Source organism: Cryobacterium fucosi (genome assembly GCF_004403515.1).
GTDB classification, from domain to species: domain Bacteria; phylum Actinomycetota; class Actinomycetes; order Actinomycetales; family Microbacteriaceae; genus Cryobacterium; species Cryobacterium fucosi.
Genome location: NZ_SOHH01000020.1, coordinates 25,448 through 39,450 on the forward strand (window position 1 = coordinate 25,448; position 14,003 = coordinate 39,450).

11 protein-coding genes are annotated in these 14,003 nt (G+C 69.7%); 5 read left to right on the forward strand and 6 right to left on the reverse strand.

What is annotated here, in order from left to right; genetic code table 11:
- Nucleotides 1-2 precede the first annotated feature (2 nt).
- Both E3T48_RS01540 and E3T48_RS01545 read right to left on the reverse strand, forming a co-directional pair.
- Complete coding sequence (locus tag E3T48_RS01540) at nucleotides 3-305, reverse strand: rhodanese-like domain-containing protein (protein WP_134522125.1); 303 nt, start codon at nucleotides 303-305, stop codon at nucleotides 3-5.
- A complete protein-coding gene (locus E3T48_RS01545) occupies nucleotides 302-2,062 on the reverse strand; it encodes an FAD-dependent oxidoreductase (protein ID WP_134522126.1) in 1,761 nt (586 codons plus the stop codon). Before E3T48_RS01545 ends, E3T48_RS01540 begins: the two co-directional genes overlap by 4 nt.
- Nucleotides 2,063-2,623: 561 nt before the next feature.
- On the opposite strand from E3T48_RS01545, the gene E3T48_RS01550 reads away from it, so the two are divergent.
- Both E3T48_RS01550 and E3T48_RS01555 read left to right on the forward strand, forming a co-directional pair.
- Entirely contained in the window at nucleotides 2,624-3,928 is a 1,305-nt protein-coding gene (locus E3T48_RS01550) for an O-antigen ligase family protein (RefSeq protein ID WP_134522127.1), read from the forward strand.
- Between the two features lie 19 nt (nucleotides 3,929-3,947).
- Nucleotides 3,948-5,249: an O-antigen ligase family protein gene (locus tag E3T48_RS01555; protein ID WP_134522128.1), complete on the forward strand. Its 1,302-nt coding sequence runs from the start codon at nucleotides 3,948-3,950 to the stop codon at nucleotides 5,247-5,249.
- Between the two features lie 619 nt (nucleotides 5,250-5,868).
- Here the strand turns inward: E3T48_RS01555 and E3T48_RS01560 are convergent.
- Nucleotides 5,869-6,861, reverse strand: coding sequence for a glycosyltransferase family 2 protein (locus tag E3T48_RS01560; RefSeq protein WP_134522129.1), 993 nt, complete (start codon nucleotides 6,859-6,861; stop codon nucleotides 5,869-5,871).
- A 2-nt stretch (nucleotides 6,862-6,863) separates the two neighbouring features.
- A complete protein-coding gene (locus E3T48_RS01565) occupies nucleotides 6,864-8,033 on the reverse strand; it encodes a glycosyltransferase family 2 protein (protein ID WP_241986522.1) in 1,170 nt (389 codons plus the stop codon).
- A gap of 58 nt (nucleotides 8,034-8,091) precedes the next feature.
- Between E3T48_RS01565 and E3T48_RS01570 the strand changes: the two genes are divergently transcribed.
- The 3 genes from E3T48_RS01570 to E3T48_RS01580 are packed head-to-tail and all read left to right on the forward strand — an operon-like array spanning nucleotide 8,092 to nucleotide 11,238.
- A complete protein-coding gene (locus tag E3T48_RS01570) occupies nucleotides 8,092-8,967 on the forward strand; it encodes a glycosyltransferase family 2 protein (RefSeq protein ID WP_134522131.1) in 876 nt (291 codons plus the stop codon).
- Nucleotides 8,968-8,971: 4 nt separating this feature from the next.
- A complete protein-coding gene (locus tag E3T48_RS01575) occupies nucleotides 8,972-10,129 on the forward strand; it encodes a hypothetical protein (protein WP_134522132.1) in 1,158 nt (385 codons plus the stop codon).
- Nucleotides 10,126-11,238, forward strand: a complete 1,113-nt coding sequence (locus E3T48_RS01580) for a glycosyltransferase family 4 protein (RefSeq protein WP_134522133.1) — start codon at nucleotides 10,126-10,128, stop codon at nucleotides 11,236-11,238. Before E3T48_RS01575 ends, E3T48_RS01580 begins: the two co-directional genes overlap by 4 nt.
- Here E3T48_RS01580 and E3T48_RS01585 read toward each other — a convergent pair.
- Both E3T48_RS01585 and E3T48_RS01590 read right to left on the reverse strand, forming a co-directional pair.
- Nucleotides 11,214-12,374 carry a glycosyltransferase family 4 protein gene (locus tag E3T48_RS01585; protein WP_134522134.1) on the reverse strand — a complete coding sequence of 387 codons (1,161 nt, stop codon included), beginning with the start codon at nucleotides 12,372-12,374 and terminating at the stop codon, nucleotides 11,214-11,216. The two genes, E3T48_RS01580 and E3T48_RS01585, sit on opposite strands and share 25 nt — an antisense overlap.
- On the reverse strand, nucleotides 12,367-14,001 hold the full coding sequence (locus E3T48_RS01590; RefSeq protein ID WP_134522135.1) for a DUF2142 domain-containing protein: 1,635 nt from the start codon (nucleotides 13,999-14,001) through the stop codon (nucleotides 12,367-12,369). Before E3T48_RS01590 ends, E3T48_RS01585 begins: the two co-directional genes overlap by 8 nt.
- Nucleotides 14,002-14,003: the final 2 nt, after the last annotated feature.

Consider the following 14,003-nt stretch of genomic DNA (forward strand, 5'->3'; position numbering starts at 1 on the left):
GGTCACGCCTTTCGTTCGATGGGGAGCCCGGCCTGGCGCCAGGAGGTCATTCCGCCGGTGACGTTCACGGCGTCGACGCCCTGGTCGGCCAGGAACGCCGTCGCCTGGGCGCTGCGTCCGCCGACCGCGCAGACCAGGTAGACCGGCCCCTGGCGGGGAACCTCGCCGAAGCGCTGCACCAGGTCGCCGAGCGGGATGTGGGCGACTCCGGCAATGTGGCCGTCGGCGTATTCAAACGGCTCGCGCACGTCGATCACGACGGGGGCGGGGAGCGCGGACAGGTCTGCGACGGTGATCTCGTTCATGCCGGGATCCTTTCGGGAGCGGGAGCAGAAGCAGAAGCAGAAGCAGAAGCAGGAGCAGGAGCAGGAGCAGGAGCGGAAGCCGAAGCAGAAGCAGAAGCGGGAGCAGAAGCGGGAGCGGGAGCGGAGGTGAGTGTGGACACTCCGGCGGTCCAGGTGCGGTAGCCGCCGTCGAGGTTTCGAACGTCGAAGCCGTTCTGGCTCAGGATACGTGCGGCGGTGTGCCCGCGCTGCCCGACCTGGCAGTGCACGACGAGCGGGGCATCCGGCAACTCGGCCAGACGTTCCCTGAGGTCGTCGAGGGGCACGTTCACGGCACCCGGGATGCTGCCCGCGGCGAATTCGCCACGCGTGCGCACATCGATCACCACGGCCCCGTCCTCCAGGGCCCATTCCAATTCGTGCCACTGCAGATTGCGGGTCGTCCCGGTGGCGAGGTTATCGGCGACGTATCCGAGCTGGTTGATCGGGTCCTTGGCCGACGCGTACTGCGGCGCGTAGGCCAGTTCGAGCCGGGTCAGGGCGGATGCCGTGATCCCGCCGGCCATCGCGGTGGACAGGATGTCGATGCGCTTGTCCACACCGCTGCCGCCGACGATCTGGGCGCCGAGGATCGCGTCCGTCTCGGCGTCGATGAGCAGTTTGATCGACATCGTCTCGGCCCCCGGGTAGTAGGTGGCGTGGCTGGCCGGGTGCGTGTGCACGATCCGGTGCGGTCTTGCCTCGGCGACGAGGCGCTTCTCACTCCAGCCGACCATGGCCACGGTGATGCCGAACACGCCGACGATGGCGGCGCCGAATACGGAAGCGGCGGGGGCCGGCATCCCGGCGATGCTGTCGGCGGATGCCCGCCCGTGGCGGTTGGCCAGCCCGGCCATCGCGATCCGGGTGGGCTGGAAGTCGATCGCGTCGATCTTCTCCGCCCCGTCGCCGACCGCGAAGATCGACGGGTCGCTGGTCTGCTGAGTGTCGTCCACCCAGATCGCGCCGCTCTCGCCGATCCGGAGCCCGGCCTGCTCGGCCAGGGAGGTGTCCGGCCGCACGCCGGTGGCCTCGATCAGGAAGTCGGCGGCGCACGACGTCTCGTCGCTGAGCTGCACCCGGCCGCCGGAGGTCCCCGTCACGGCCGTGCCCAGGCGCACGTCCACGCCCCGCGCCCGCAGCGAATCCAGCACGGGGGCCGCCATCTCGGCGTCGAGCGGGCCGAGGATCTGGGGACCGAACTCGACCGCCGTCACGGCGACGCCGCGCAGCACGAGGTTCTCGACGGCCTCGAGCCCGATGAAGCCGGCGCCGATGACGACGGCGGAGACCGGCCCGGTGGCCGCGTCGAGGATCGCGGTGATCCGATCGACGTCGTCGACCGTGCGCAGGGTGTGCACGGGGATGTCGGAATGGGCCAGCACGCTGCGCGTCGTGGCCCCGGCTGCGAGGATCAGCCGGTCGTAGCTCTCGGAGGCTTCCGCCCCGGTGAGCGTGTCCCGCACGAACACGGTCTTCGACTCGCGATCGATCCTGGTCACCTCATGGTCGATCCGCACGTCGAGGCGGAACCGGCTCGCGAGTGACTCCGGCGTCTGCAGCAGCAGGTTGGCACGGTCACGGATGACTCCGCCCACGTAATAGGGCAGCCCGCAGTTCGCGAACGAGACGTAGTGCCCCCGCTCGAATACGATGATCTCGGCCGTTTCGTCCAAACGGCGCAGCCGCGTCGCCGCGGACATGCCTCCCGCCACTCCACCCACAATTACTGTCTTCACTAGAACCTCCGAAGCCGATCATACCCCTTGGGGTATAGATTTCCCGGATCGTCCATCCCGCCCGCCGGTGGTCGAGCCTGTCGCCGTTGGTCGAGCCCGTCGAGACCCGGAGGTCGAGCCTGCCGCCGGTGGTCGAGCCCGTCGAGACCGAGACCGTGGTTTCGACAGGCTCAACCACCGGCGACAGGGTCGGCCACCGCCCCCGCCGTGCCGCCCCGGGCATCCCGCCCACCCGTCGAATTCGACGGTGATTCTGCCCGAATCGACTCAAAACCGGCCCGGGAAGCGCCAAAACGCCAAAATCTCCGTCGAATTTGACAGCAGGCTGCGGGCAACGGCGGTCCGAGCGGCCTGTGTCGAGCCCGTCGAGACCGAGACCGTGGTTTCGACAGGCTCAACCACCGGCGACAGGGCCGGCCACCGGCGACAGGGCCGGCCACCGGCGACACGGTCGGCCACCGGCGACAGGGCCGGCCACCGGCGACAGGGCCGGCCGCCGGCGCGGATGAGAGAGCGCCGCCCTGAGCGGTTCGCAGCCGAGGCCCCACTACCCTTAGACACATGCCCGCCGTCCAGAGCCGATTCGTCGTTCGCACCTTCGCGACCCTGGTCTTCTTCACGCTCCTGGCCGGCCAGTTCTGGCGCAGCCTGTTCGGCTGGTGGGGCTTCGGAGCGATCGCACTCATCGTGCTCGCCGGCAGCATCGTGGGGCTCGTGCGGCTGAAGCCCGACTGGAACTGGACCCGCTTCCCCAAGTCCGTCGGCGCCTTCCTCGCGCTGGCAACCCTGTCCCTGGCCTGGTCGAACTACCTGGGCGCCTCCCTGATCGGGGTGACCCTGCAGTGGGCCACCACGATCGCCGCCGTGTTCCTCGCGCTCTGCCTCACCTGGACCGAGCTGCTCCGCGCCCTCGGCGGCGCCCTGCGCTGGGTGCTCGCGCTGTCCCTCGTCTTCGAGGCCGTCGTCGCGGTGTTCATCCGGCATCCGGTGCTCCCGTTCTGGGTCGACTACGGCACCGAGAAGGTGCCGCAGGCCTTCTACTGGTCCCGCGCGCTGCTCCTGCACGGGGGCCCGATCGAGGGCATCGTCGCCAACCGCAACCTGCTCGGCTTCGTCGCCCTGCTCGCCGTGATCGTCTTCGCCGTGCAACTCGCCGCGGGCACGGTGCGCCGCGGCTGGGGCGTCGTCTGGCTGGTCCTCGCGGTGCTCATGCTTGCGCTCACCCGGTCGGCGACCGTGTCGCTGGCCGCCGGAGTCGTCGCGGTCGTGCTCGTCTTCGCACTGTGGACCAGGCGCCGCGGCCCGCACCGGCGTCGCCCGGTCTACCTGGCGGCGGCGGCATCCGTCGTCGTCGCCGGTGCCGCCGTGGCCGCCTTCACCCCCAAGCTGCTCGCCGTGTTCGGCAAGAGCCCCGACGTCACCGGGCGGATCGACATCTGGCGCGGCGTGATCGAGGCCGCGAGCCAGCGGCCCGCCGTCGGCTGGGGCTGGGTCAGCTACTGGGCCCCGTGGGCCGAGCCGTTCAAGGGCCTGGCCGTGCGAAAGGGTGTCGTCTACCTGCAGGCGCATGACGCCTGGCTCGACGTGTGGCTGCAGCTCGGCATCGTCGGCCTGATCGTCTTCGCGGCGCTCGTGCTGTCGACCCTGTGGCGGTCCTGGTTCCTCGCCGTCGACCGACCGCGCCGCGGGATCGCCGACACCGAGCCGTATGCGGCATCCGCCCTGTTGCCGCTGCTCCTGCTGGCCGCCCTCCTCGCCCAGAGCGTGGCAGAGAGCCGGATGCTGATCGAGTCGGGTTGGGTGCTCCTGGTCGTGCTCGCCATCGTCACGAAGCGCCAGCAGGCCTCCGCCTTGCCGATGCCGTAGACGGTAGCGTGGGAAGCCCATGATCCCGAACATCCCCCGCCGCCAGGTCTCGCCCAGACTCGTGCGCTTCCTCGGGGCACCCCGGTTCGCCGCCTCCCTCACCCTGGCGATCATCGGGGTGGCCTTCTCCACCCACCTCATCCGGGGCGTCATGGGCTGGCCCGGACTGGTCGGCGCACTGGTCACCCTCGTGGCCCTGGCTGTGGCGTCCCTGGTCGCACGCCGGGAACGAACCGACTGGCACGGGCTCCTGCCGATCTCGATCATGGTCTTCGTCGGCTGGTGCGCCCTCTCGCTGCTCTGGTCGGGCTATGCGACCGACACCGTGCGCGGGGTGCTGTACCAGCTCGCCTTCACCTTCCTGGCCATCTACATCGCCCTTGCGCGGGACACCATCCAGGTCGTGCGTGCGACGGGCGACGTGCTGCGGGTGCTGCTCGGGCTGTCCCTCGCCCTCGAGGTGCTGTCCGGCCTGCTGCTCGACCTGCCGATCGTGTTCCTCGGGATTCAGGGCAATATCGCCAACCTCGGACCGGTGCAGGGCGTCTTCGGCTCACGCAACGTGTTCGGCCTGGTCTCGCTGATCGCCGGGGTCACGTTCATCGTCGAGGTGCGCGCCCGGTCGGTTCGCCGCGGCGTCGGGATCGGTTCGATCGCGCTCGCCGGTTTCGGCCTGCTGCTCACCCGCTCCCCCGTCATCCTGGTCGTCGCGCTCTTCGTCGGGCTGGCGGCGTTCGCGCTCTACTGGCTCCGGCGCACACCGGTAGAAAACCGTTGGATGCTCCAAATCAGTCTGCTCGGCACCACCGTCCTCGGCGGCATCGCCGCGTTCGTCGGCCGGTCCCAGATCCTCGACAGGCTGAACGCGGGCAGCGAGTTCGAGGCGCGGTCCTCGCTCTGGGGCGAGATGTGGCGCCTGGTGGCGCTGCATCCGCTGGAGGGCTGGGGTTGGGCCGGACTCTGGCCCACGGATGTGACGCCCTACGGCTGGTTCGATTTCGTCACGAAGCGCGACCAGACATCCGGCCTCAACGCCTTCCTCGACGTGTACTTCCAGGTCGGACTGATCGGCCTGCTCTCGTTCCTGGCCCTGGTGGGGCTGGCGTTCTGGCGCTCCTGGCTGCTCGCGTCGAACAAGCGCACCCTCGTCTACGTGTGGTCGCCGCTGGTGCTGGTGATCCTCCTCGTCACGTCGGCCGCGGAGAGCGCGGTGCTGATCGAATTCGGCTGGCTGCTCCTGCTGATCTGCGCCCTCAAGGCCGCGCAGGGCAAGAGCTGGCGCAGCCTGCTCCGGCCGAGCCCCCGCAACCGGATCGGCTGACCGGCGTCCCCGAGCCGGTCGAGTCCCCGGATCTCGACAAGCTCGATCACCGGTGGTCGGGCCGGTCGAGTCCCGGACCGGTGGTCGAGCCCGTCGAGACCCGGAGGTCGAGCCCGTCGAAACCCGGAGGTCGAGCCCGTCGAGACCCGGAGGTCGAGCCCGTCGAGACCCGAGACCCGGTGGTCGAGCCCGTCGAGACCCGGAGGTCGAGCCCGTCGAGACCCGTGACCCGGAGGTCGAGCCTGTCGAGACCCGGTGGTCGAGCCTGTCGAGACCCGGTGGTCGAGCCTGTCGAGACCCGGTGGTCGAGCCTGTCGAGACCCGAGACCCGGAGGTCGAGCCCGTCGAGACCCGGTGGTCGAGCCTGTCGAGACCCGGTGGTCGAGCCCGTCGAGACCCGTGATCTCGACAAGCACGATCACCGCGTGGCTCGATCTCGACAAGCTCGATCACCGGGCGGTTCGATCACCGCGTGGCTCGATCACCGCACGGCACGATCACCGCGTGGCTCGATCACCGCACGGCTCGATCACCGCGTGGCTCGATCTCGACAAGCACGATCACCGCGTGGCACGATCACCGGGAAACGTGATCTCGACAAGCTCGATCACCGAAACCGTCAGACCGGCTGGACGAGGTCCCGGAGCACGTCCTGCAGGCCCAGCCCGTACCGGCCGTAGTCCCCGGCGCGCAGCGCCCTGAGCACCGGGCGCACCCGCCCGATTCGCGCCGCCGGCAGTGCGCTGCGCATCCGCTCATGGGCCAGCTTGGCGTCGATCCTCCGCAGGGTCTCGGCCGATGGTGCGGGCACGAACGTACCGGCACGTTCCTGCAGCGCCACGGCCCGCGCCAGCAGCCGCGCATTGCGTGCCCGGCGGGATGCCGTCAGCCGGCCCAGCCGGCCGGAAGCGTCGAGACTCGACGCGCCGATCTGGTTGCCCTCGTGCTGGCGATAGTCCACGAGCACCTCGTCGAGCAGGTCCATCTCTCCGCTGACCGCGGCGACCATGGCCAGCCACTCATCGTGCACCCAGGCTGCGGGGAAGGGGCGGGCGCGCTCCACGAGATCGCGACGCACGACCATGGTCGCGCCGGTGACGATGTTGCGACGCAACAGGGCGTCGAGCGCCCGGCCGCTGCGCACCGCACGACGGTCCTCCGCCGACACTCCCAGCGTGTCCAGGAGGGTGGTTCCGAGTGGTGCGCCGCCGGCATCGACGAGTCGGGCATCCGTGTGCAGCAGTTGCAGGCTCGGCCGGCTCTGGAACGCTGCGACGATGCGGTCCAGCCGGTCGGCGTGCCAGACGTCGTCCTGGTCGCTGAGCGCGATGAGGTCGCCGGTGCAGGCCGACAGCGCCTGCTCGAAGTTGGCGGTGACACCCAACGGCGCCTCGTTGCGGAGAACCTGCAACGCCACCACCACGCCCGGGTGCAGAGCCTGCCACGCGCCGACGACGCTGAGCACGAGCTCCGCGGAACCGTCGGTCGAGCCGTCGTCCGAGACCACGATCTCGGCCGGCCGCAGGGACTGGTCGAGGATGCTCCGGAGCTGCTCCTCCAGGAAGGCCGACCCGTTGTAGGTGCACAGGGCGACGGAGACGCTCGGGCCCATCGCTAGCGCCGTTTCAGGCCGACCGACAGCACCCCGAGGAACATGCCGCCCATAATTGTTTGGGATCCCAGCATCATCAGGAGCGCCGACGGGATCGCGACCCGGATGGTCGCACCCGCCTCCAGGGCGCCGTAGCCGCCGGCCGCCCACCCGATCAGCTGGGAAAGCGCGATCCCCAGCCCGACCAGGAAGAGAATCAGGCCGACCACGGCCCCGCTCTCCAGGCTGATCCGCCGCTCGAGCCGTTCGAAGTTGCGGCTGCGCGGAATCCGGAAGCCCTCGTGCTGGGCGTAGATCTTGGTGAGCAGCGCGAACAGGAACGCCTGATACCCGACCACGGCGAGCGCGGCCAGGTAGATCTGGCTGGAGTAGGTGAAGCCCACCTCGCCGACCACGACGGGCCCGAAGGCGAGCAGCACGGTGCCGAGGAAGCCGATCAGGAAGGCCAGGCTGCCGGGGATCAGAAACAGCCAGCGCGGGCTGAAGATGAGCAGGAACCGCAGGTGCCGCCATCCGTCACGCCAGCTGCGGAGGTGCGGCGGACGGCTGCGGCCGTCTTTCTTCAGCGTCGTCGGCACCTCGCTGACCCGGGACCCGCCGAGGGTGGACTTCACGACCATCTCGCTGGCGAACTCCATCCCGGTGGTCTGGAGGTGCAGGGCGAGCATCGACTGCCGGTTGAATCCGCGCAGGCCGCAGTGGAAGTCCTTGATCGGCGATCGGAACAGCGTGCGGCCGATCCAGGACAGCACGGGATTGCCGAGGTACTTGTGCAGCGGCGGCATGGCGCCGGGTTCGATGCCGCCGCGAAAACGGTTGCCCATCACCAGTTCGTCGCCGGCGCGGAGGCGTTCGACGAAACCGTCGAGGGAGCTGAAGTCGTAGCTGTCGTCGGCGTCGCCCATGATCACATAGGCGCCCCTGGCCGCTTCGATGCCTCCGATCAGCGCGCTGCCGTAGCCCTTCTCGGCGACGGCCACGACGCGCGCGCCGTGCGCCTCGGCGATCTCCTGCGACCCGTCGGTGCTGCCGTTGTCGGCGATCAGCACCTCGCCGGCGATGCCGCTTCGCCGCAGGTAGTCCTGCGCCTTGTCAATGCACACGGCCAGCGTTTCGGCCTCATTCAGACAGGGCATCAGGATCGAGAGTTCGAGTGTTTCGGAGAGTGACATGCGTGCAGCGAGTCCCGTCATTGTTGGTGCGGCCCCCTCATCGTACAGAATGTGATTTGTGAACCTTGGACTCGTGGTGTCAACCCTCGGCCGTGTCGAGAGCCTGCGGCGTCTCGTCGAGTCCGTTTCAGACCAGCTGACGACGGATGACCACCTCGTCGTCGTCGCCCAGCGAAACCTTGCCGAGGTCGAGGCTCTGGCTGCCTCCTACCGGTCGCCGAACCGGCATATCACGGTGGTCACGTCCCCGCCCGGGGCCTCCCGGGGCCGCAACGCCGGCGTCGCGGCTCTGCCCGTCGGCCGGGACCTGCTGCTCAGCTTCCCGAACGACACGACCTGGTTTCCGCCGGACACCCTCGACCGGCTGCGCCGGCTCCCCGACGGCTTCCGGGCGGGTGCGCTCACCGTCGTCGACGAGAACGGCCCCAAGTTCGTGCTGCCTGCGGCCGGCACCCCCCTGGACCGGCGCACGGCCTGGACCGTCATCGAAATGGGCCTCCTCATCCGGCGCAGCCTGTTCGACGAGCTCGGCGGCTTCGACCCGGAGATCGGCACCGGCGCCCCCACGCCGTGGCAGGCCGGCGAGGCGACCGACCTGTTGCTCAAGCTGATGCGGGCCGAGCCGCGCCCGGACTTCGCCTGGCAGCCCGAGGCCCTGTTCGTGGGGGGCATCGCCGACCCGAGCGGCCTGACCGTGGCCGAGCGCCGACGCAAGCTGCGCAGTTATGGCCGCGGACTGGGCCGGCTCGTGACCCGGTGGCACTACCCGCTCTGGTGGCGGTTCGCGTTCCTCGGCGGCGGCCTGTTCTTCGGTCTGCGCAACCGCGGCACGAACGCCCTGGCCGACGGCTGGTGGGTGTTCATCGGGCGCCTCGAGGGGATGCTCGGACGCACCCTCGACGGCGCCCGGTCGCTCACCGCAGTGACCCGGTGACCCGGTGACCGCGGACCTGCCCTCCCCGTTGCGGCTCCGGAGGGCGACGCTGAGCCTGATCACCCTGCTCGGCGGGGTGTCCCTGGCCGTCATCCCGGCCGCGACCGTCTCCATCTCGTCCCGACTGTTCAGCCGCCCGGAGCAGGGCGTCATCGCCGTGGCCGTGATGGTGGCCACCTTCGTCGGCCAGCTCACCTTCGCGGTCGTGCTCGAGTCGCGGTTGAGCTCCGCCGCCACGGAACGCCGGGTGGTCTTCCCGCTCTGGCTGGCGGGGCTCGCGATCGTCGCCGCTCTCGTGATCGCGCTCAACTCGACCAACCCCGTCGTGCTGTGCATCGGGCTTCCGCTGTTGATCGCCGCCCTCGAGGTAGGGCGGGGCGTGTCGGTGGCCGAACGGCTCGACGTGCGCGAGATCTGGGCATCCGTCATGGTCGGTCTCGGCGCGCTCGGCGGCGTCGTGGCCGCGTTCACCGGCCAGACCTGGGCGCTCATCCCGCTCGTGGCGGGCATCGCCGCGGCGACTCTCCTCCGTTGCCTGCCGGTGGCGCACAGGGCGAGCCGCCCGGAGCCTGCCGTGATGGGCTGGGTGGTGGCGGACACCGCGATCACCGGGGTGATCTACCCGCTCCTGAACACGATGATCCTGGCGCTGCTCGGCCCGGGCGACGCGGTGCTGTTCACGGCGATCGCCACGGTGTCCGGCCTGCTCGCGATCCCCCTGAACTTCATGCGGCTGCGGCTGTTGAAGGCGCATTCCCAATTGGACATCGTCGTGTCAGCCGGGGCCGTGCTGGCCGCCGTGGTGGTGCTCGTGGTTCTCGAGCGCACCGGAGTGCTCGGCTTCATCTTCGGTGGCGTGTGGACGAGTTCGGCAGCCATCCTGCCGCTGGTACTCGCCTGCTGCTGGCGAGCCGCGTCGCTGCCGACGACGATCCCCTTCGCCGCGCTGCGACGGATGGGCGAGGTGCGCCTGCTCACCGGGCTGCGCGCGGTCGTGTCGGCGATGGCGTTCGCCCTCGCCGCGGTCGGCCTCTGGCTGCACAGCCTGTCGGCGGTGTTCATCGGCCTCCTCCTCGCGGAGCTGGCCTCGGCGGTCGTCTACGAACTCGCCCGGCGCCGGCTGCTGCGTGCGGCCGAGCAGGTCGCCGTGGCCGGCCGATGAGCCGGGTCCTGGTCGACCTGCTGTTCTTCACCGGTCGCAAGGGCGGCATGGAGTCGTATGTGCGCGAGATCTACAGCCGGATCGAACCGGGCGCCGACGGCCTCGAATTCATCGGCCTCGCCTCGAGTGAACTGGCCGCCGAACTGGCCGCCGGCGGTACCGGCGACACCGGCTGGTTTCCCGGCGAAATCGTCGACTCGGGCATCAGCGGCGAGAACCGCATCGAGTGGGCCCGCGGCGAGCTGTTCGGGGTCGCCCGGTTCGCCCGCCGGCTGGGCTCAGACCTGATCCACTGCCCGGCGAACCTCGGCCCGGCGTGGTCGCGGGTTCCGGTCGTGCTCACCGTGCACGACCTGCTGCCGTTCCGGCATCCGGAATACGTGCCCGGCGCGTATTCGCGGGTGCTGCGCACGATGATCCGGCTCGCCGCCCGCGGTGCGCGGCGCATCCTCACGGTCAGTGCCGCGTCGCAGACGGACATCGTGCGCTACCTGCGCGTGCCGGAGTCCCGAATCGACGTGGTGCCCCTGGCGGGCCACGGCCCGGCCGCGAGCCCCACACCGCTCCCCCGGCTGCCCCGGCAGCTCCTGGCCGTGGGCAACCGGATGCCGCACAAGAACTTCCCGCTGCTGCTGGCGGCCCTCGCGCTGGTCCCCGAAGGCGCCCGGCCGCAGCTGGTCGTCACCGGAAGCCACGGCGATGACCCGCTCGCCCCGGTCGTGGCCACGCTCGGCCTGGAACCGTGGGTGTCCCTGCGCGGCTGGCTGCACCCCGACGAGCTCGACCGGCTCTACGCCGAATCGAGCCTGATCGTGTTCCCGACCCTCTTTGAAGGCTTCGGCCTGCCGGTGCTGGAGGCCATGTCCCGCGGCTGCCCCGTCGTCTGCGCCGACATCCCCGTGCTGCACGAGGTCGCCGGGGACGCGGCCGTCTACGTGTCGCCCCACGACGCCGCGGCCCTCGCGGCCACCATCCGCAGTCTGCTCGACGATCCGGCCGAGCTGGCCCGCAGGTCGGACCTGGGCCGTGACCGGGCCCGCACGTTCTCCTGGGCGACGACCGCCCGGGACACCGTGGCGTCGCTTCAGCGGGCCCTGGCCGAGCGGTAGCGCGCGAGGATCTGGTCGGCCGAGGCGCTCAGCCCGTGGCTGGCCCGCTCTTTCTCGAACCACGCCCTCGTGTTCGCGCGCAGGGGCTCGCCGGCCTGCACGGCCCGCACGATCGCCGCACCGAGGTCGACGGGCCCCACGGATGCGGCGACGTAGCCGTTGACGCCGTCGACGACCAGTTCCGCGGCGGCGTTGTCGGGGCCGGCCACCACCACGCTCGGCGTGGCGAACGCGGCAGCCTCCACGACGACCAGGCCGAAGCCCTCACGCCTGGACGGGTTGACCAGCACGCGCGCACCCCGGATGAGCTCCCGCAGCTCCTCCTCGCCGACCCGGCCACGAAGCTCGACCGCGGCGTCGAGACCGAGCTCGGCGACCCGGGCCGCCACCGCTGCCGTTTCGGGACCGTCACCCACGATGACGGCACGCAGCTCGGGAACAGTGGCGCGGGCTTCGCCCAGGGCCGGGACCAGGTCGATCAGGCGCTTGTCGGCGATGTGACGGCCGATGAAGACCAGATAGGGGTCGTCGGGGCGTTCCATGGTGGCGCCGGGCTCGTCGCCGACGAGATCGACCAGGCCGAGAGTGACCGGTTCCGCGCGCCGCCGATACCGCCGCAGCCGCGCCCCGGTGAAGTCGCTGTTGACCGTGTGCAGGTGGGCGAGACGGATGCCCACCCACTGCAGCAGGAACGCGATCGCCCCCGGCAGCGCGCCGGCATACTCACGCCACTTCTGCCACGGCCAGACCTCGAGCCAGTCGGCGACCACGAAGGCGGGGCTGCCGAGGAGGGCCAGCCGCACCGCGAACAGGTTGAGCACCGGCAGCGTGCTCACCACCACGAGGTCATACCGGCCACGCCGACGGAGGAAATGCCGGAACACCGCCCAGGCGAAGGCGACCGCGCTCCGGGAGGTGCGGGTGCCGCCGGCATCGTAGATCTCGCCCTGCCATACCGGCACGATCCCGAACGAGGCGGGCGGGGCATCCGTCGCCCACTGCCGCCGGGTCAGGTAGTCGACGGTGCTGCCCCGATCCACGAAGAGCTCCGCAAGGCGGCGGTAGACGCGCTCTCCCCCGCCCGCGTTGAGGGGGAACAGGCAGTCGTAGGCGATCGCGACCCGAGGTTCAGGCATGTTCCCGTACGGCTGCGGGAGCGGATGCCACAACCGCCCCGTCGTCTTCCGACCGTGCCGCCCGGGTGGCGAGCAACCCCACCCACACAGCCAGTGCAAGAGACGTCAGTGCGTAGAGCGCCACGAGGGTCATCCAGCCCAGCGGAGGCTGCCACGCCGGATTCTTCCACATCGTACTGACTGGCACATCGGTGCCCACGACATACCGCAGCAGTACCAGGAAGAATGCGACAGCGCCGTACAACGCTATGAGACCAGCAGCGATCCAGGTCACCCGGGTCGAGATGAAGGATAGACGTGCGCCTTCTGCACTGGAGAGAATCATGACAGCAATGACGAGCACGCCGAGGTAAAGGAATAGGCCGTAACGACCCTGCCAGATAATGCCGGTCTGGGCGACGCTATACGCCTGCAAGAGTGCGGGCACGAAGATCGCGGCCGCGGTGGCTGTGAGCAGGGTGATCAGGCTCCTCCTGCCTGCCACCGCGAAGGCCAGGACGACGACAGGACTGATTGCGGCGACGAGGAGCCAGTAGACGTAGCCGGGGAGCGGCGCGTCGAACCAGCCGAAGTAGCCGATGGCTTGCTGGACGAAATCCGGGGTGTTCCGGAGTACGTAGGCGAAGCCCTGCATAAACGAAGCGCCCACGAGGGGTGCATCGGATTTCTCGGCCTGGCTGGAGAGGCTTCCGCCCCCCAAGGTCCAGAAAATCGAGAATAGCGATCCGGCCGCGACCGCGGCGAGCCAGAGATAGCTGGACGCCGCAGTGAAGAGTCTCTTCACGGGGAGCCAACCGCAAGCGACGAAGCAAAGCCCGACCACGATCACCAACCAGAGAGGCCCCAGAGCCCTGGCCGTGGCCAGAGCGATGGCGGAAACGGTCACGAGGAACCAGAGATATCGACGCGGCAGGGTTGACACCGTTCCCGAATCCCGGCCGTCGAACTGTTGGAGCAAGCGGAGCAGGGACGCCCAGAGCGCGAGCGCCGCCGCGATCTCCATGCCGTTGGGATTGACCGCCCCAAAAAGGTAGACCACCATGGGCGCCGCGGCAAAAGCCAACCCGAGCGGCATCCAACGGGCGCGACGGACCGACATCGCCGCCTGGAATGCCCAGGCCACGAACAACGAACAGAGGATGCCGCTGACGATACGCATCGCGTAGATTCCGGCCGAGCCGTCGAGGATCAGACTGGGCCAGCCAACCGCGTAGTAGTAGAGCGGGTTGTAGGCACCCACCCAGGTGTTGAACCAGGGCGTGCCGGTTGCGGCCCCCAATTCAACCCCACAATTGGCGGGTCTCTCAGGGTGAAAGGCGAAGCAAAGTACCTGCGGGCTGTACGAGTATCCCGCGGGCAGATCCACAACCGTGTGTTTCACACCCGGGACGTGGTATCCAATGACCTGCCCGCGCACCTGCGCAATGGCCTTCGTGGCATGCGCGTTCTCGTCGGGCACCGAGAAGATCGGACTCGCCAGCGACCACAGGGTGGCGAGCATCGCCATCAAGGCGAACGCTGTCCAGAATGCAGACCGTGTACGGTCTTCAGATAACGCGCGGGACGGATGCGCGGGGCCGGAGAGGGTGGGTTTCTGCGCATCCCACGGACCTCTTGCTTCGCTCACGG

What these genes read in the sequence shown, in the direction of transcription:
- E3T48_RS01580 (WP_134522133.1), top strand. Translation starts at nt 10,126, where the DNA reads ATGAGCCGGGTCCTGGTCGACCTGCTGTTCTTCACCGGTCGCAAGGGC.
- E3T48_RS01540 (WP_134522125.1), bottom strand. Translation starts at nt 305, where the DNA reads ATGAACGAGATCACCGTCGCAGACCTGTCCGCGCTCCCCGCCCCCGTC.
- E3T48_RS01550 (WP_134522127.1), top strand. Translation starts at nt 2,624, where the DNA reads ATGCCCGCCGTCCAGAGCCGATTCGTCGTTCGCACCTTCGCGACCCTG.
- E3T48_RS01565 (WP_241986522.1), bottom strand. Translation starts at nt 8,033, where the DNA reads ATGTCACTCTCCGAAACACTCGAACTCTCGATCCTGATGCCCTGTCTG.
- E3T48_RS01560 (WP_134522129.1), bottom strand. Translation starts at nt 6,861, where the DNA reads ATGGGCCCGAGCGTCTCCGTCGCCCTGTGCACCTACAACGGGTCGGCC.
- E3T48_RS01585 (WP_134522134.1), bottom strand. Translation starts at nt 12,374, where the DNA reads ATGCCTGAACCTCGGGTCGCGATCGCCTACGACTGCCTGTTCCCCCTC.
- E3T48_RS01555 (WP_134522128.1), top strand. Translation starts at nt 3,948, where the DNA reads ATGATCCCGAACATCCCCCGCCGCCAGGTCTCGCCCAGACTCGTGCGC.